Here is a 17,494-nt window from a genome sequence, read left to right as displayed (position 1 = left end):
CTCACCCGTCCGCCGCTAACCTGAACTGGAGCAAGCTCCAGTCAAGTCCGCTCGACTTGCATGTATTAGGCACGCCGCCAGCGTTCGTCCTGAGCCAGGATCAAACTCTCCAAAAAGATGTTTGCATAGCTCATGTTTTAAAAATTAGAATTAACTTACTGGCATGTATTTTGTTCAGTTTTCAAAGATCAATTTTGGAGCGGGTGATGGGAATCGAACCCACGACATCAGCTTGGAAGGCTGAGGTTTTACCATTAAACTACACCCGCATATTATAATATGAATGGTCGGGAAGACAGGATTCGAACCTGCGGCCCCTTGGTCCCAAACCAAGTGCTCTACCAAGCTGAGCTACTTCCCGTTAATAAATGGCGCGCCCGAGAGGAGTCGAACCCCTAACCTTTTGATCCGTAGTCAAACGCTCTATCCAATTGAGCTACGGGCGCAATTTTTGATGCGGCCGAGAGGACTTGAACCTCCACGGGGTTGCCCCCACTAGGCCCTCAACCTAGCGCGTCTGCCATTCCGCCACGACCGCATATATTTTGCAACAGAGTTAAATTGTAACATATTCGAACGAGCAAATCAAGTGGTTTCTTTAAAAAACATTTAACTTGATTCGAATCAAACCTTAAAACCTTTTTATATAACAAGCATATAGTTGGTTAATCAAACATTAAACTTTCAAGTTTAATGTTATGTAAGTTAAATTGCTTTGCTCTCGTTCAACGTCACTAGACATATATTAAAGCAATACATAAAATTCGTCAACTGTTTTTTTAAAACAAAATAAAATTTCTCATTAGGATATTAAAGAGATAAATATTATTTTTGCTTTCGAAACAAAAATACAGCCTACAACTTGCAGACTGTCGGTTATAAACCTTATCTAAAGTTTTCTTCAATAAATTGCTGTTCTTGTTCTTCTGTCATAAGACCAGCTGCAGCAACAATAGTCCCACTTTGAACATTCCATAAAGCATTATGATCTTTATCAACTCTGCTAAAGTTTCCTGATTCCCATTTATTAAGAATCTCAATGAAAAACTTCTCCGATTTAAAATCATTAGCTAGAACATGACCTTTCACTTTTTTAACATTGTCTGGAGTCATTTCAATTGCTCCCCATTTTTCATGAGCAAGAATCTTTTGATGTGTCATCTTATGCATAACTTCTGTGACTTGTGGTTCGTTTCCATCAATAAGATTCGGAATCTTGGTTCTTGCATCACCATTGACTTCGAGTTGTTTTTCATCAAATGCTATATATTTGTTTTCGTACTTCTTAAGTTCTTCTGCCTTTTCTGCTTGTGCATGATCGCTTACCATGATTACTACATAGGAAACGACTATAACAGCAATAGCAACGACACCGACCAAACTTGCCATGAGAACAACCTTTTTAACGTTCATTTCCCCCTCCTATTTGATTACTGTTTATTCCGTTCATATATTCATTGTTCTTTCCTTGATCTAAAGTTTTTTTCAATAAAGATCAATATTTGCGGGAGTCATTTCTACTGCACCCCATTTCTCTTCAGAAACAACTTTTTGATGATTCATCAATTGTTTAAAATATAAAATGGATAGGCCTCTAATCAAGCCCTAGTTTGTCCTATAGAAACTCTGAATAACTTCTAATTGTTATATATTAACACGGATTCCATTTATATTACAGGGCTATTCTGGAGATAACCAGAACTATTCAGCAATCAAGATTTAACTCTTTCTTTTGAGGAGAACACAAAAAAGACAGCCTACATAGCGTAGACTGCCTGATATGAGTGTATTCAATGCGGATGAAGGGAGTCGAACCCCCACGTCCTTGCGGACACTAGAGCCTGATTCTAGCGCGTCTGCCAGTTCCGCCACACCCGCAAATAGTGAGCCATGAAGGACTCGAACCTTCGACCCTCTGATTAAAAGTCAGATGCTCTACCAACTGAGCTAATGGCTCTAAATGGCTGGGCTAGCTGGATTCGAACCAGCGCATGACGGAGTCAAAGTCCGTTGCCTTACCGCTTGGCTATAGCCCATTGTTTATTCATTTAGTAAAAAAATGACCCGTACGGGATTCGAACCCGTGTTACCGCCGTGAAAGGGCGGTGTCTTAACCGCTTGACCAACGGGCCGCAACAAGAAATTTTATATGGCGGAGAAGGAGGGATTTGAACCCTCGCGCCGCTTACGCGACCTACACCCTTAGCAGGGGCGCCTCTTCAGCCTCTTGAGTACTTCCCCATAAAAATATGGCTCCGCAGGCAAGATTCGAACTTGCGACCGATCGGTTAACAGCCGATTGCTCTACCACTGAGCTACTGCGGAATAACAAAATCATTTTATCGACAATTTGTATTATATTAAAGTGCGGAACACGAGTCAACAACTTTGTTATAAAAAAATTAAAAAGCTGCTATTTTCCTGCAAGCTTGCTAAATTAAATTATCAATTACCCAATGGAATGTCAAATTTATTTTCATTCCATCAGTCTCTCTTCCACAAATGTAATCGATCCTTTACATTTCCCGCACACATAGCGGGCTGTATCCATTTTTCGTTTACGCGTGTAAGTAAGCCGGCAGTCATTGCATTTATACAGCAGTAATCGCGTCGATCGTTTAACTGTTGTGTTCTTAATCGGCCTGCAATATCTAGGGGCTTCCACCGCTTGAAGTAATTCCTTAAAATCCCGATCACGGTGTTTGTACCCTTTTCCCTGTAAATGCAAATGATAATGACACAGCTCGTGTTTAATAATACCTTCAAGCTCTTCCTGCCCGTAAACTTCATAATACTTTTTATTAACCTCAATGTTATGTGATTGCAGCATATAACGGCCGCCAGTTGTTTTTAAACGTGAGTTAAACTTTGCTTGATGCAGAAATGGACGGCTGAACAGTTTCATGGATATTGTCTCTGTAAGCAATTGTAGTTCTTCGTTTTTCATGAGCCAGCCGCCCCTTTTCTTTTTCGTTATTCTCCCGGAGAAATCATTGTCAAAGATACTCTCCCTTTCTTCACATCTACTCCTTCGATCCAGACGGTTACAATGTCACCAACGGCTGTGACGTCAAGCGGATGTTTGACAAACCCTTTTTTCATTTTTGAGATATGAACAAGTCCGTCTTCCTTTACGCCGATATCGACAAATGCGCCGAAGTCAACAACATTTCTGACAGTTCCTTGCATCTCCATTCCAGGCTTTACATCCTCCAGCCTCATGACTCCCGTCTTCAGCAGAGGGGCCGGCAACTCATCACGTGGATCGCGCCCAGGTCTTTGCAGGGCATCCGTTATATCCTTCATCGTAAGTATCCCCAAGCCTGTCTTTTCTGCCGCTTGTTCCACAGCGAGCTTGCCAAGCGCTTCCGTCAGTTTCGCTGTACTTGTATCACTTGTTGTAAATCCTATGCTTTGAAGCAGTTCTTTTACTTCTGGATAGTTTTCGGGATGGATTGATGTTTTGTCCAGCGGCTCTTTCCCGTCCATGATTCTTAAAAAACCTATACATTGTTCAAACGTTTTCAAACCGAGACGGGGAACTTTTTTTACTTGTGAACGGTTGGTAAATTTGCCGTTCTCTTCTCTGAATTTCACAATATTGTTAGCCACCGTTTTATTTAAGCCAGCAACATATTGCAAAAGCGAAGCGGACGCGGTATTTAAATTAACGCCGACTTGGTTGACAGCTGTTTCAACAACGAAAGATAACGACTCGTTCAGCTTTTTTTGGGACACATCGTGTTGATACTGCCCTACCCCCACTGATTTAGGATCAATTTTTACCAACTCAGCAAGCGGATCCTGCAGCCTTCTCGCTATAGATACAGCACTTCTCTCTTCGACTTGCAGATCAGGAAATTCTTCCCGCGCCGTTTCAGAAGCGGAATATACACTAGCCCCTGCTTCATTCACGATGACGTATGCAGTCTGTTGTTGATTTTTCTTGATGATATCCGCTATAAACTGTTCTGTCTCCCTTGAAGCTGTTCCATTGCCGATCGCAATAATTTCCACCTCATATTCCCGCATCACCTGTTGCACGAGCGCTTCCGCTTCATCTCTTTTAGACTTTGGCGGATGGGGGTAAATGACACTGATATAAAGCATTTTGCCCGTTTCATCTACTATAGCCAGCTTGCAGCCTGTCCGGTAAGCCGGGTCAACCCCAAGCACGACTCTCCCTTTCAACGGCGGCTGTAGAAGCAGCTTTCTCAAGTTTTCAGAGAAGATATGGATCGCCTGATCTTCTGCTTTTTCAGTTAATTCATTGCGCACTTCTCTTTCAACAGAAGGTTGTATCAGCCGCTTAAAGGCGTCTTGAAGGGCTTGTTGTACATATACTCCGGATTGAAGGTTATCGTTGACTTTATATTTCTTGCTCATGTAGCGGACAATTTTTTCTGTATCTGTCTGGATGCCCACTTTTAAAATATCTTCTTTCTCTCCCCTGTTTAAAGCTAATACGCGATGGGGAACGATTCGCGCAACAGGTTCCTCATATGAATAATACATTTCGTATATGTTTTTTTCGTCCAACTCTTCTTTTTTAACGGCCGAATGAATTTTGCCGTTTCTAAGCGTTTCATCGCGTATCCATTGACGAATCGATGCTTCATCTGCCGCATGCTCAGCGATAATGTGCAAGGCCCCTTCAATGGCTTCTTCTGCTGAAGCAATGCCTTTTTCATCTGATATGTACGTTTCAGCTTTTGCTGCTACAGAGGAGGATGGCATGGCAAGGAGCCATTCAGCAAATGACATTAATCCTTTTTCCTTGGCAATGGCCGCTTTTGTCCGCCGCTTTTGCTTGAAAGGGCGGTATAAGTCTTCCACCGTCTGGATTTTCTCTGCACCTAGAATAGCTGCTTTCAACTCTTTAGTCAGCTTGTCCTGCTCTTCAATCAAGCGAATAACCTCTTCTTTGCGCCCGGACAAATTTTGTAAATAAGTCCAGCGGTTGATGAGTGATTGAATTTGCACTTCATCTAGTGCACCGGTCATTTCCTTTCGATAACGGGCGATAAAAGGCACAGTGTTTCCTTCTTCAATTAACCCGATTACCGCCCGGGCTTTTTTAAGTTCCAGCTTTTCGTCTTGGGCCGCTTTTTTGATTAAGCTTTCTCTGTCAAAAACGGATTCAACAGGCATGGTGTCCCCTCCTTTTGTCTATACTTTATTTTAACACAAGAAAAAAGCCTGCATTTGTTAAAGCAGACTTCCGATAATAAAAGTAGAGTCATCGTTAGATCGCAGTGTTTGCTCTTCAAGAATAGAGGCAATTTGTTGAATAGAACGATTTTTCATCATCGCTTTCACGTTAAGAATATTAATTCCATCTGAATGCAAGAGGAACTTGCAGTTTTCCTCATAACTAAACCGCTGTGTCCGGTACTTTTGTGGACGGCCTGATAAATAACCGGTGACCGGCAGCGGATATGTCAGTTTCCCTTCGTCTGAATACAAGTAAAAACGAATATTGCCGACGCAGCTATATTCAAATTCCCGCTTATCAAAGTAAATTTTTAAAATAGCAACAGCTGCTCCTCTTTTTTGATAAAGAACATTATTGCTTAAGCGCATTAAAAGATCCACCGGTTCGTGGTGATTCTCTTCTACAGTTTTCGTTACTGCATAAGAAGAATGGAAAGCAAACTCACCACTGCCGAGTCCATCTGCCAGTACGCAGATTAAATAATCATCCGTCTCGTGAATGTAATAGCTGTCTCCGCAAAACGGCTTGCCATCTTTAGCTGCTTTATCAGCGCAAATCTCCAGCTGTTCACTCTGAAGATAAACCATTACGTTAGACGCTCCGTTGTTAATGATTCTGCATCGATCGCTTCTTTCAGCTTTTTAATGGCTCTTCTTTGCAAACGGGATACGTGCATTTGTGAAATATTTAATTTATCACCGGCATCTTTTTGGCTCATGTTTTCTAAATACGTATATTGGATAATTTGCCGTTCACGGTCAGATAACACATGAAGCACTTTTTCAAGTACAAGCCGCTGATCTACTTTTTCATATCCTTGTTCCTTGTTTCCGACAATGTCAAGAAGCGTCACTGTACTTCCGTCAGAATCGGCTTCAATAGAATGATCAACCGATAAAGCTTGATAACTTTTGCCCATTTCCATCGCCTCTAAAACTTCTTCTTCGGAAATTTCTAAATAGCGGGCAATTTCATCTACTTTTGGCGATCGCTGCAGGCTTGACGTCAGCTCTTCCACGGTAGACTTTATTTTCGGGCCAAGTTCTTTAATACGTCTCGGGACGTGAACACTCCACGTTTTATCTCGTAAAAATCTTTTTATTTCACCGACAATTGTCGGGATAGCAAATGCTTCAAAGCTCTTTCCATAGGAATCGTCATATCTTCTAATCGCTCCAAGAAGGCCCATCATTCCGACCTGAACGATATCTTCATGATAAGATTTGCCTTTTGAATATTTACGGGCAATCGATTCGACTAATCCTCGATAATGTTTCACAAGCTTTTCTTGAGCTTCTTGGTCGTTCTTTGTTTGATATGCTTTGATCCACTCAACAGCCTGCTGCTTTGCCTCATGATTAGGTTGAGATGGTTTCTGCATCCCTCTCCACCTGCTCTCCTTCAAGGTACTTCGTCATAAACAAAGTAACCCCTTCGTTTTGATGAACTTTCACCTCATCCATTAATGTTTCAATGAGAAACAAACCTAAGCCTCCTTCACGCAGAAACTCAATAGAGCTTTCTTTATACGGACCTAACGCTTTTTTCGTTTCGCGGAAATTAAAGCTTTTCCCATTATCGGAAACCATGACTTCCAATTGTTTATTGTACAGAGCAAAGCCAACTACCACTTCGCCTTTCTCATCGCCACTGTAAGCGTGTTGGATCGCATTAGTGATTGCTTCGCTCGTAGCTATTTTCAAATCTTCAATCGCATCATATGTGAAACCCATTCTACTCGCAACTCCTGATAGCGTCAGTCGGATGACGCCCACGAATTCCGGCTTGGCTGGGATTTTCATCTCGATGTAATCAAACGCTTCCATCATCAAACGCCACCTTCTACTTCGGAATTAATATTCATAATGTCTGCAAGACCGGTGATATCAAACAACCTTCTTAATCGTTCAGATAAACCCGTCAACTGAAGAGTGCCTTCATTCGCATTTAAACTTTTGAAAAGCCCGACAAATACTCCTAAACCTGTGCTGTCCATATAGGATACTTCAGATAAGTCAATTACTATTTTTGTATTTTTCTTTTCGGCGTACGGGAAAATAGTCTCGCGAAGTTTCGGCGCTGTATATGCATCAATTTCCCCAACGATTTTTACTTTTGTATATTGTTCCATTTCTTTCACGTCAATTGTAATATTCATTAGACCCACCTCTTCTTTATTACTCCAATGTTTTTAAAGTATACCCGGATCGAAAAGAAATTAAACACTTGATCATTTTATTCTTTTTAAAATGATCAAGGTAAAATCATCACGAAGCTGGAAATCTTGCAAATACTCAAGTTCTTTATATACTTTATTGGCAATCTCCTGGGCTTCCAAATGAATGTACTTCTCGATATACCCTATTAACGTATCTACTTCAATGAAACCTTCTTCTGTTCTGCATTCCGTTACACCGTCAGACATTAGCAGGATCACATCTCCCACGTCCACTCTTTTCTCGAACTGGCGGTATTTCGTTTTCTTATCCACTCCGAGAAGCAAGCCTTTCGCATACAGCTCCTCAAACTCTTTCGTTTCATGATTGTAAAAGAAACCTGGTTCGTGGCCCGCAGAAGAGTAATAGAATGTATGATTGATTGTATTGTACATACCATAGAACATCGTAATGAACATTGTCGGGTCTACGTTCTGCTCCACTACTCTGTTTAGACTTTCAAGTACTTGGTACGGCTCATGACGGCCTTCCGGAAGGCTGTCCATCGAGTATTTGATCATGGACATGCACAAAGCTGCCGGAATTCCTTTTCCTATTATATCGGCAATAGCGACACTGACCGCCCCTTGTTCATCTTGGACAAAGTGATAATAATCACCGCTCATTTGTCTCGCCGGCACACTAATTGCTCCTATATCGAGACAATCAACGTCCGGGATCTGCGTGCCAAGGAGCGTTTGCTGCATATTAGCTGCTACTTCTATTTCACTTTTCAATTCCTGCTGAATTGTGCGCAAACTCTGATGTTCGCGATAAGCAAGCCCATATCCCATCATCACTTCCAGCAGAATATCGAACGAAGGCATGACTGAATCAGAACGTTCAGCTTCTAGTTCCATTAAAGCTGTTTTGTGAATGCTAATAATCTCTTCGGGAGAAATTTTATATTCAATGGATTTTCTGCTGAATTTCTGACTGAGATATAACGCTTGTTCATTCTGGTCTTCCATATAGCTTTCAAGAATTTCTTTATATTTTTCGTGCATTACGTCCCTAAACCCCATACTTAATCCTCCTTATCGGAGCCACTTGATTGCTTTAATAAGCGTACCTTCGCCGGGATTCGATTCGATAGTAAACTCATCCACGAGACGTTTTACGCCAGGCAAGCCGGCTCCAAGTCCTCCTGAGGTGGAGAAACCATCTTCCATTACTTTGCGGAGATCATTAATGCCGGGACCCTGATCTTCCGAAATGATGATTAACCCGGTTTTTCCGACAGCCTCTGTTTTTTCTATGCAAACTTGTCCCTGACCGGCGTAAAGATAAATATTACGCGCCAGTTCACTAATTGCTGTTGTAATCCGGGCCTGGTCAACCGTACCAAAACCAAGGTCTTTGGCTACATTCCTGCCAAGCTGCCTTGCCGCTACGATATCCCATTCATTTATAATCTTGACACAAGAATCCATAGATTAGTCCTCCAGTTCCCGTTGAAGTTTCTCCAAACCTTTTTCTAAGTCAAGAGCTGTCAAGACATCTTCGAGACGTATACCTAATTCGATCAAGGTAATAGCAACGGCTGGCTGAATTCCTGTGATAACCACTTTCGCTCCCATAAGCTTTGACATGCTGATCACGTCCCCCAGCACTTTAGCAATGAAAGAATCTATAAAATCAATGGAAGTAAAATCAATTACAACCCCTCGCGCACTCGTTTCGTGAATTTTATGCAGCAAGTCTTCTTGAAATTGCAGGGCAGTCTGATCGTCCAATTCCCATTGAATTGAAACCAGCAGACAATCATGAAGTTTTAAAATCGGTATCCTCATTACTCTCCCTCCACTTCGATGATTTTTCTTTCTGTCATTTCAAGGGCTTCTTCAATCCCCTTTTTCAGCGTGCTCGTTGTAATGACTTGATTGAGATCAATGCCTAACGTGACGATCGTCTGTGCGATTTCCGGACGGATGCCCACAATCATACACTTTGCGCCGACAAGCCGCACGGCATCTGCTGCCTGAATAATATGGTGGGCTACCATGGTATCTACGACCGGAACGCCCGTGATATCAATTAAAACAACTTCCGAGCGGTGGCTGACAACGCCCTCAAGCAAGTTTTCCATAATCAACTTCGCTCTTTCTGTATCAATTGTTCCTACAAGGGGCATCACTGAAATTTTATCAAAGACTGGAATAAGCGGAGCCGATAATTCCTGCAAAGCAATCTTTTGCAAGGAAACCGTACGTTCCCATGTGTTAGCGTAAGAATCAATAATCGTGTTGTATAACGGAAACATCCATCGTTCAAATTCAACAGAAAACTCGATAAAGTTGTGCTGGGCGACTACTTCTTTTTCCTGCATGCCTTCTGTCACAATCTGACCGAATGTGCGCAGACCAAGTGTCACTACGGTCAGCGGCCATCCTAATCTGACAATTTTCTCGGCAAAGCCAGTTAATTTTGACTGAAACTCCTGCTCCGTCTCAGTAAAATTGGAAATGAGCAATTCAATGAATTCGCTGCTCGTTTTTTTAAACATTTGTGCAGACATCGTATAAACAGCGCGCTCATCCGCGTCTTGTTTCATCTGGCCGATCCACTCATTTAATATTTCACTTTTATGGGTTTGCACATAGTTAAAAATTAGTTTACGCATCAAGACAACTCCAATTCTTCTTTTTCGATGACTACGCATCCACTCTATGCAGGCAATGAAATGATTGCCGCTCGCTTATTGTTTCCATATCAATTTTATCAATTTCGACACTAAAAATGAACTGATTATCATTTCCATCTTTTCATGCCTGTTAACTTTTTATACTCATTATTAAACATTATAATGTTTATTTCATGAATTAAAAAGCAAGAGCCTATATCTCAAGTAAAATGTTGCAAAAAAAATAAGACGCCCAGCTAGAGAAACTAGCGAGCGTCTGTTTAAAACTGAATAAGACCTAAGCTGATTTGCAAGGCTTCGTCCACTTTTTCCATCATTTCCTCATCAAGTTGAGTGATTTTATCCGTTAAACGCTGTTTGTCGATTGTCCGGATTTGTTCAAGTAAAATAACAGAATCACGTTCAAAGCCATAACGCTTTGCATCAATTTCAACATGGGTAGGCAACTTAGCTTTTTGAATTTGCGCTGTAATAGCGGCAACAATAATAGTGGGACTAAACCGATTCCCTATGTCATTTTGGACTACTAGCACAGGCCGCACGCCGCCTTGCTCCGAGCCAACAACAGGGGACAGGTCTGCAAAATATACGTCACCACGCTTAACTATCACACGGATTATCCTCCACTTACTAAACGTTCCACAGTATTGCCAGCCTCATACTCGGCCTGCACGGCTTCCGAGGCAATAGCTAAGTTAATCTTAGCCATTTCCATGTACCCGCGTCGCATCGATTCTCTGATCTGACGTTTTTTTCTTTCACGAAGATACATTTTGGTTGCTCTGTAGATGAATTCACTGCGGTTAACCTTCTCAAGTTCAGCATACCCGTCTAATTCTTTGACGAATTGTTGAGGTAAACGAATTAATACTTCTGTTGTTGCGCTTGATTCAGACACGAACTACACCTCCACCAATCACTACACCCGTCTCGTTAACTGTCACTTATATCATAACACCTTTTCCTTTGCGTGGGAAGGCGAAAGCAGAATTCTTGCCTGTCATCTCAAAAGAATTTTTTGAAAAAGCGCAAATATACTAAAAACTTGATAGAAAATGCCGATAAAGGTAAATTTCAGCCTATTAATTGACAAGCGGATTCACAATCTCGGTAATTTCTCCATTTTGTTTGTAAATTCTCGGCACACGTGCCGTAATAATACAAGGCACTTCATAATTAATTGTTTCCATCTTTTCAGCGATAGTATCCATGGTAATTTCTTCATCTTTCTGTTTGCCAATTAATGTTACTGTTGTGCCGATCGGCATTTCTTCCGGAAGACGAATCATGCATTGATCCATGCAAACTCTGCCCACGATTGGCACTCTCTTGCCGCCAGCCAGCACAACTTGCCCCTGAAGCTTGCGCAGCCAGCCATCAGCGTATCCGATCGGCAGCGTGGCGATCCACTCCTCTTTTTGGGCTTCGTAGGTGGCTCCGTAGCTGACTTTCTCCCCTTTGTTCAATTTCTTCACGTGAACGATTTTCGTGTGAAGAGAAAAAGCTTGTTTTAAAGGAAAGGGAAGCTCCTTTTTCATTTCATCAGATGGCGAAAGCCCGTACATGGAAATGCCGAGACGCACGGCGTTAAAATAGGCTTTTTCAAAGCGCAGCGAGGCTGCACTGTTCGCACAATGAATATAAGGCGGTTTCACTTCAAGAGCACCTATCATTTCTTTAAATACAGAGTACTGCTCTTCAAAATAATCGGTATTCAACTCATCTGCCGTGGCAAAGTGCGTGAATACCCCTTCTAAAAACAGCTTCGGCGATTCTTTTATAAACGCGGCTAGGGCGTTTAGTTCTTCCACTGTTTTCACTCCGAGTCTCCCCATGCCTGTATCACATTTAATATGCACATGAAGTACTTGATCCTCTGTCAGCTGTTTCTCCGCCTCTTTCAGCCACTCTAAATGAAAGACAGCTAACGAGATTTGCTGCTCTGCCGCTATTTGTGCTGCATGAGGACTGCTCGCTCCGAGCACAAGCAGCGGCACATGCAAGCCGGCTTTTTTCACTGACAGCGCTTCATCAAAAAAAGCAACAGCCAGGCCTTGCGCGCCCGCTTCAACAGCTGTTTTTGCTACTTGTATATCTCCATGGCCATATGCATTAGCTTTTACTACAGCGAATAACTTTTCGCCGGCAGGAAGCAATTTTAATGTTTCTTTGACATTGTAAGTAATATGATCGAGATTAACTTCTGCCCATGTATCGCGATAAAATTTCGTTTCTGCTTTCAATGTACGTCCCTTCTTTCTTGTTTGTATGCAGCTTTACGAATCAGGTTTCTTGCCAACCTTATTTTTAAACATAAAGCATGCCATGTCAACAAAGAAAAAAGGAACGTTAGATTCCCGTTCCTGTCATGCACGAAGCCCGTAATTAAGTTTGATAAAAACCGTCCTGGTTCCTTTTACTTTTCCATTTTCACTTGCATTGATTGCGCGACTTCAATCATCTCTTCTTTGCTTAAATCTTTAGAAGCAATCATATAATCGACTCCTTTATAAGACCAGGAAAGCGATTGATCGGTTACTGCCCCAAAAGCAAAGCCAAGATCAGCCATTTCACCACTCATACTAGCCGTTTCAACAGAAGCAGCCGGTAATACTTCCGCTTTTTCCTGGACAACAGTGAACGACTTGTTTCCTCCATAAGTGAGTACGACTCGTTTACCACCCGCTGTTAACATTTCATTTTCTTCAAGAAGCTGACTTCCGGCAGCTTTTGCATCCGGATAAAGAACAGCAAATTCTTTTTCTTTTGTCTGAGCAAGAACCGGCATTTCCAGCTGTGCCCCTGTCATATTCTTTTTTACATCGAAAGAAGATTTCTCAAAGCTCGCTCCAAAGTCCACTTTCGTAAAGTTCACCGTCAACACTGGTTTGCGGTCCGGGTCCATCACTTTCACTGAGACAGGCGCCAAGTCACGCTTGTTAAAGGTAACTTCCTGCAGCGGCAGCATATGGCTGTTCGGATATCTTGTTTTTGTCTCAAACACATAATGTTTATCCGTTTCTTTAAACGCTGCTTCCTTGTCACTTTGAATATCTTTTACAAGCGATTCAAATAAATAGGCCTGGCTGCTGTTTTTCGGCCACTCACTTTGGAACTTAAAACTTTTGTTCAAAGACGGGGTCAAAACATAAACGCCTGATTCATTCTTCAAAATCATTTGGCTTTGATCCTTCTTCGCCGTTGACAACTGTACCCGGTAAAAGCTGTTTTCCTTGTTCCAAATCTCTACATGGTACGCCTGTTTCTCCTCCCCTGTTTGCAGCGTCATTTGAGCTGTCGCTTTATACCCTTTCACCTCTTCTGCTTTCTTGCTTAAATCCTTTTCTACATCTTCCTTAGACTTTGCCCCACAGGCAGAAAGAATAAATAAAGCAACCAGGCATACAAGCCAGACTAGCCTTCTTTTTTTCATTCCATCACAACCCCTTTCGCATTAGAAATATATGAGACAACCTTTTAAAATATGATTGTCCCAAAGGGGCAGTTCCGCTTTATTTATTTTCAATGATGACTTGAGCAGCCGCATAGTCCTTGCTGTGAGTAATAGACAAGTGCACACCCAGCGAGAAAGGAGCTTGAATATAAGGCTTTCCATTTTCATCTGCTGCCGTTTCAATATCCTGAAAAGAAACTTTCTCTCCAATCCCACTTCCAAGCGCTTTTGCAAAAGCTTCTTTGGCAGCGAAACGGCCGGCAGCGTATTCGATTTGACGCCTGCCGCTTCTGCTTATGAAAACAAGCTGCTCTTTTTCTGTTAAAATGCGCTGAATAAACTTTGGCTGTCTTTCTACCAACTTTTGAATTCTATCGATTTCTACAATGTCCATTCCAATGCCTTGAATCATTTGTTCACCTGTTCTTCCTTTCTTATTCCATACCACAAATATATTTTTTCTGCGTCAGCGGCCGAGGCATCTGACATCTTTGTTTTTTTGCCGGTGATCCCACTCCTAATAACCGAATGAATGGATGCTAGATCCTTTTGGTTCTGCCGCCATGTTTGAATTAGTTCAAGCGATTGAATGCGGCTTTTCTGCATAAACACCGTTTGAAGGGAAAGGATTCTTGACCGAATAGCGAGCTGCCCGCCTTGAATGTTCCAGCCGGCTGCTTTGTAACAAGCGTACCCATAAAGAGCAACAGGCAGAAAAGCAGTGAGAGCCCCTAAACCAAATGGCCAGAATATCCAGACAGCTGCAGCTATCGGAATAGCTGCGTATAAACAAGACCTTACCATATATCTGCCTGCTGCTCTTTTTGGAGCCGGCTTTAGCTCGATGACGAAACAGTAATCCGGAAAAAGCTCTGTCAGCATGTTCAGTGCTTTTTCTTTTTTCACCATCGGCATAACGATGACACTCGCCCCCCCTTTTTCTCCCGCCGTCCCTCCTGCACTTTCAAGATGAACGGAACAGTACCCTAGAAGCTGCCTGAACGGATTTTCCACTATAGTGATGCCTTGTATGCGATCGAGTGGGATTGTCAGCTGCTGTTTTTCAAGTAATCCTTTTTGAATGATTAAATCTTCCTCACCTTTTCGCAAAGTGAAGTTAGCATATTTAAGTAAAGTCAGCCCGATCGAAGCAATCCACGCAATCAGCAGGCCAAGGAAAAGAGTGATCGCGACAAAAACAACTCCTAACTCAATAAAATGGGAGGCTTCTTTGAAGGCCTTCTTATATGGAATGACATCTTGAAACTGAACAAAAAAAGCAAAAACAGCTGAAATCACAACGCCTATCCCCCCGAGGTCGCGGCAAGCAGCAGCAAGTCTGAGAACTTCGCTTTATAAAAAATGTGGGGCTTACTATCATTTTCTATTTCCTCTAAAATGCCTTCTTCAGCGTCCGTTTTTCTTTTTCTTCGCTTTTCCCGGCTGATTAATTCTTGAAGGGTTTGTGCCTCTGTTTTTGTAATGGCCGTCAGTTCGGCTTCCGATTTTAAATCATCGCTCGATCCGGCCGTTTCCACTTTTATTTTCACAAGACCGAATGCCCGCTGCAATAAACCTTCTGACACATCCAGACTTTGAATCCGCTCGATTGGGATATAGCGCTTCTTTTTTACGAAAAGGCCATGTTCAATTCTAAGTTCCTCTTCTTCTACCCTATAAGTGAAGCGCAGCCATTTCACAATACCGGAAATAAGAATAAATACTATCGCCGCGCCCATGCCTAGTATCGGTAGGTAATCCCAAAAACTCGATTTTTGCCCATCATTTATAAAAAACAGAAAAACAATTGGAATGATGAGTTCTTTCAGTTCCTTAAAAAAGTTTAACAAAGCAGCAACAGGATGAAGCCTTTTTGGATTAGACATCCTCTTCCGCCACCCTTGCAAGAGCAGAGATCACTCTTCTCATTTCTTCTGCTTCTTCCATTTCAACAGCTGGTATTTCATGTACAGTGGCAGCCGTTGAAACTTTGATTACACTCAGTCCGTACTTGCGCAAAAGAGGTCCTTGCTCCGTATCCACGTGCTGTACACGGATCATGGGGATAAGTGTGCGGCGGATGACAAACACACCTCGCTGCAATTCAATTTCTTGCTCTCTCACTTCGTATTTCCATCTTTTCCAACGCATATTCGGCAAAGCTACTACGAAGATTATTATTTCCAAAATTCCAGCCGCAGCAAGCACAGCGATGATCCAAAGCGGCCATTCCTGCATGTAAATAAGCACGCCGGCACCAGCAATGAACAGCCACAATATAGCTGTACTGATCACTCCTGATATTCTCCACACCTTTAATGCTTTTTCAGAAATTCTTTTTTCAGGTTCTTTCATCTAATGTTCACAGCCTTTATGATCATTTTTCCTTTTATAACGTTTTGGCATAGAATAAAGTTTCACACATATCCAAATTCAGAAAAAGGGGCTGTCCAAAAGTCAGTTATTCACTAACTTGTGGGACAGCCCCTTTTCATTAATTATTGAGAAGTATATTTTCTTCTTGGATTGCTTTTGCGGTCTCTGTTGTAAGAGCGGTTGCCACCGGATGAACGACTGCCTTGACGGCTGCCGTATGGCTTTTTGGAATTTGAGTTTTTCGAGCGGAACTTGTCTTTCTTTTGCGGAAGAGAAGATTCACTCGTAATATGAATCGGTGTGCGATCCGGTTCTTTCGTAATTAACTTTAGTGCGGCGGCTACAAGCTGTTCTGCATCGTGTTGATCAAGCAAGCCTTTCGCAAGAGCCTTATATTGAGAAAGATCGTTTTTCGCGACCGATTCTTCCAGTTCGTTTACTGCTGCCTGCTGCTGGCCGACTAAAGCATCATCCCAAGTCGGAGTGCTCATTAGCGACATTTTCTTTTTCGTTGTTCTTTCTACTTCCTTCAAATAACTCATTTCTCTCGGTTCAACAAACGTGATGGCAACGCCTTCTTTGCCGGCACGGCCTGTACGGCCAATACGGTGAACATAACTTTCCGGGTCTTGCGGAATATCGTAGTTGTACACGTGTGTAACCCCAGAAATATCAAGTCCGCGAGCAGCTACGTCTGTCGCAACGAGAACATCAATTTTTCCTTCTTTAAAGCGTTTCAGTACAGTTAGGCGCTTCGCCTGCGTTAAGTCGCCGTGGATGCCTTCTGCTTGATAGCCGCGCAAGCTTAATGCGTTGGCTAGTTCATCTACACGTCTTTTCGTCCGGCCGAAAATAATGGCAAGCTCTGGTGAATGAACATCAATCAAGCGGGAAAGTACATCAAATTTGTCACGCTGATGCACTTTTACATAATGCTGCTCAATGTTGGAAACTGTCATTTCTTTCGTCTTCACACGAATAGTCACAGGGTCATTCATAAATCTTTCAGCTATCGCACGAATCTGCTTAGGCATCGTTGCTGAGAACAACAATGTTTGGCGCTCAGTTGGCATGTGGGAAAGAATAGCTTCAATATCTTGAATAAAGCCCATGTTCAGCATTTCATCTGCTTCATCTAATACGAGCGTCTGCAGATTTTCAAGCTTCAATGTTTTCCGGTTGATGTGATCCAAAATCCGTCCTGGTGTACCTACAATAATATGCGGATGCTTTTTCAGCGCGCGGATTTGACGCTGAATGTCCTGTCCGCCGTACACCGCTAAAATACCGACACGTTTGCCGCTGCCGATTTTGTAAAGTTCTTCAGACACCTGGATAGCAAGCTCACGAGTAGGAGCGATAATCAGTCCTTGAATAGCGTGATTTTGCGTATCAATCTTTTCAATCATCGGAATGCCAAAAGCGGTTGTTTTTCCTGTACCTGTCTGTGCCTGTCCGATAATGTCCTTACCTTCAAGGCCTGTAGGAATCGTCTGCGCTTGAATTGGTGTCGCCTCTTCAAATCCCATTTTATCAATAGCTTTTAAAGTAGCTTCACTTAAATTTAAATCTTTAAATTTCGTCAATAT

At 42.3% G+C, this 17,494-nt stretch carries 21 protein-coding genes, 10 tRNA genes and 1 rRNA gene; all 32 read right to left on the bottom strand.

Features of this window, described 5'->3' with window-relative positions; all coding sequences use genetic code 11:
• Positions 1 to 116, bottom strand: a 16S ribosomal RNA gene (locus tag F9802_RS16805); the annotation flags it as partial.
• Between the two features lie 79 nt (positions 117 to 195).
• Positions 196 to 269, bottom strand: a tRNA-Gly gene (locus tag F9802_RS16800).
• A gap of 15 nt (positions 270 to 284) precedes the next feature.
• Positions 285 to 361 (bottom strand) — tRNA-Pro (locus F9802_RS16795).
• Positions 362 to 369: 8 nt separating this feature from the next.
• Positions 370 to 446, bottom strand: a tRNA-Arg gene (locus tag F9802_RS16790).
• 9 nt (positions 447 to 455) lie between these two features.
• Positions 456 to 538: transfer RNA gene (locus F9802_RS16785), tRNA-Leu, on the bottom strand.
• 347 nt (positions 539 to 885) lie between these two features.
• Complete coding sequence (locus F9802_RS16780; RefSeq protein ID WP_152154013.1) at positions 886 to 1,413, bottom strand: DUF6241 domain-containing protein; 528 nt, start codon at positions 1,411 to 1,413, stop codon at positions 886 to 888.
• Positions 1,414 to 1,485: 72 nt separating this feature from the next.
• The gene (locus F9802_RS20295) at positions 1,486 to 1,563 is read right to left on the bottom strand and encodes a DUF6241 domain-containing protein (protein ID WP_225435387.1); all 78 of its coding nucleotides are present in this window, start codon (positions 1,561 to 1,563) and stop codon (positions 1,486 to 1,488) included.
• 231 nt (positions 1,564 to 1,794) lie between these two features.
• Positions 1,795 to 1,878, bottom strand: a tRNA-Leu gene (locus tag F9802_RS16775).
• Between the two features lie 6 nt (positions 1,879 to 1,884).
• Positions 1,885 to 1,957: transfer RNA gene (locus tag F9802_RS16770), tRNA-Lys, on the bottom strand.
• Between the two features lie 4 nt (positions 1,958 to 1,961).
• Positions 1,962 to 2,036: transfer RNA gene (locus F9802_RS16765), tRNA-Gln, on the bottom strand.
• Between the two features lie 24 nt (positions 2,037 to 2,060).
• Positions 2,061 to 2,132: transfer RNA gene (locus F9802_RS16760), tRNA-Glu, on the bottom strand.
• An 18-nt stretch (positions 2,133 to 2,150) separates the two neighbouring features.
• Positions 2,151 to 2,241, bottom strand: a tRNA-Ser gene (locus tag F9802_RS16755).
• Positions 2,242 to 2,250: 9 nt separating this feature from the next.
• Positions 2,251 to 2,325 (bottom strand) — tRNA-Asn (locus tag F9802_RS16750).
• 151 nt (positions 2,326 to 2,476) lie between these two features.
• Positions 2,477 to 2,947, bottom strand: coding sequence for a SprT family protein (locus F9802_RS16745; protein ID WP_152154011.1), 471 nt, complete (start codon positions 2,945 to 2,947; stop codon positions 2,477 to 2,479).
• 26 nt (positions 2,948 to 2,973) lie between these two features.
• Entirely contained in the window at positions 2,974 to 5,151 is a 2,178-nt protein-coding gene (locus F9802_RS16740) for a Tex family protein (protein WP_152154009.1), read from the bottom strand.
• A 57-nt stretch (positions 5,152 to 5,208) separates the two neighbouring features.
• Positions 5,209 to 5,802, bottom strand: a complete 594-nt coding sequence (locus F9802_RS16735; protein WP_152154007.1) for a PP2C family serine/threonine-protein phosphatase — start codon at positions 5,800 to 5,802, stop codon at positions 5,209 to 5,211.
• Positions 5,802 to 6,596 (bottom strand): RNA polymerase sigma factor SigB, encoded by a 795-nt coding sequence (sigB, locus tag F9802_RS16730; RefSeq protein ID WP_152154005.1) that lies wholly within the window; start codon positions 6,594 to 6,596, stop codon positions 5,802 to 5,804. The genes F9802_RS16735 and sigB overlap by 1 nt, the downstream gene beginning before the upstream one ends.
• A complete protein-coding gene (rsbW, locus tag F9802_RS16725) occupies positions 6,574 to 7,044 on the bottom strand; it encodes an anti-sigma B factor RsbW (RefSeq protein WP_152154003.1) in 471 nt (156 codons plus the stop codon). The genes sigB and rsbW overlap by 23 nt, the downstream gene beginning before the upstream one ends.
• Complete coding sequence (locus tag F9802_RS16720) at positions 7,044 to 7,373, bottom strand: anti-sigma factor antagonist (protein ID WP_152154001.1); 330 nt, start codon at positions 7,371 to 7,373, stop codon at positions 7,044 to 7,046. The genes rsbW and F9802_RS16720 overlap by 1 nt, the downstream gene beginning before the upstream one ends.
• 72 nt (positions 7,374 to 7,445) lie before the next feature.
• Positions 7,446 to 8,456 (bottom strand): PP2C family protein-serine/threonine phosphatase, encoded by a 1,011-nt coding sequence (locus F9802_RS16715; protein WP_152153999.1) that lies wholly within the window; start codon positions 8,454 to 8,456, stop codon positions 7,446 to 7,448.
• Positions 8,457 to 8,468: 12 nt separating this feature from the next.
• Positions 8,469 to 8,864, bottom strand: a complete 396-nt coding sequence (locus tag F9802_RS16710) for an anti-sigma regulatory factor (RefSeq protein WP_152153997.1) — start codon at positions 8,862 to 8,864, stop codon at positions 8,469 to 8,471.
• Positions 8,865 to 8,867: 3 nt separating this feature from the next.
• Positions 8,868 to 9,224 carry an STAS domain-containing protein gene (locus tag F9802_RS16705; protein WP_152153995.1) on the bottom strand — a complete coding sequence of 119 codons (357 nt, stop codon included), beginning with the start codon at positions 9,222 to 9,224 and terminating at the stop codon, positions 8,868 to 8,870.
• Entirely contained in the window at positions 9,224 to 10,054 is an 831-nt protein-coding gene (locus F9802_RS16700) for an RsbT co-antagonist protein RsbRA (protein ID WP_152153993.1), read from the bottom strand. The genes F9802_RS16705 and F9802_RS16700 overlap by 1 nt, the downstream gene beginning before the upstream one ends.
• A gap of 281 nt (positions 10,055 to 10,335) precedes the next feature.
• A complete protein-coding gene (locus F9802_RS16695; protein ID WP_041100719.1) occupies positions 10,336 to 10,686 on the bottom strand; it encodes a type II toxin-antitoxin system PemK/MazF family toxin in 351 nt (116 codons plus the stop codon).
• A gap of 5 nt (positions 10,687 to 10,691) precedes the next feature.
• Positions 10,692 to 10,973, bottom strand: coding sequence for a CopG family ribbon-helix-helix protein (locus F9802_RS16690; protein ID WP_152153990.1), 282 nt, complete (start codon positions 10,971 to 10,973; stop codon positions 10,692 to 10,694).
• A 184-nt stretch (positions 10,974 to 11,157) separates the two neighbouring features.
• Positions 11,158 to 12,318, bottom strand: coding sequence for an alanine racemase (alr, locus tag F9802_RS16685; protein WP_152153989.1), 1,161 nt, complete (start codon positions 12,316 to 12,318; stop codon positions 11,158 to 11,160).
• Positions 12,319 to 12,491: 173 nt separating this feature from the next.
• Complete coding sequence (locus tag F9802_RS16680; protein ID WP_152153986.1) at positions 12,492 to 13,508, bottom strand: outer membrane lipoprotein-sorting protein; 1,017 nt, start codon at positions 13,506 to 13,508, stop codon at positions 12,492 to 12,494.
• Positions 13,509 to 13,587: 79 nt separating this feature from the next.
• The gene (gene acpS, locus F9802_RS16675; protein WP_152153984.1) at positions 13,588 to 13,941 is read right to left on the bottom strand and encodes a holo-ACP synthase; all 354 of its coding nucleotides are present in this window, start codon (positions 13,939 to 13,941) and stop codon (positions 13,588 to 13,590) included.
• Entirely contained in the window at positions 13,938 to 14,828 is an 891-nt protein-coding gene (locus F9802_RS16670; RefSeq protein WP_152153982.1) for a PH domain-containing protein, read from the bottom strand. Before F9802_RS16670 ends, acpS begins: the two co-directional genes overlap by 4 nt.
• A 5-nt stretch (positions 14,829 to 14,833) precedes the next feature.
• Complete coding sequence (locus F9802_RS16665; RefSeq protein ID WP_152153980.1) at positions 14,834 to 15,415, bottom strand: PH domain-containing protein; 582 nt, start codon at positions 15,413 to 15,415, stop codon at positions 14,834 to 14,836.
• A complete protein-coding gene (locus F9802_RS16660; protein ID WP_152153979.1) occupies positions 15,408 to 15,884 on the bottom strand; it encodes a PH domain-containing protein in 477 nt (158 codons plus the stop codon). Before F9802_RS16660 ends, F9802_RS16665 begins: the two co-directional genes overlap by 8 nt.
• Positions 15,885 to 16,027: 143 nt before the next feature.
• Entirely contained in the window at positions 16,028 to 17,491 is a 1,464-nt protein-coding gene (locus tag F9802_RS16655) for a DEAD/DEAH box helicase (RefSeq protein WP_152153977.1), read from the bottom strand.
• Positions 17,492 to 17,494 lie beyond the last annotated feature (3 nt).

This window comes from Bacillus aerolatus (assembly GCF_009183655.1).
GTDB classification, from domain to species: Bacteria; Bacillota; Bacilli; order Bacillales; family Domibacillaceae; genus Pseudobacillus; species Pseudobacillus aerolatus.
This window is presented reverse-complemented; position numbering and strand designations above follow the sequence as displayed.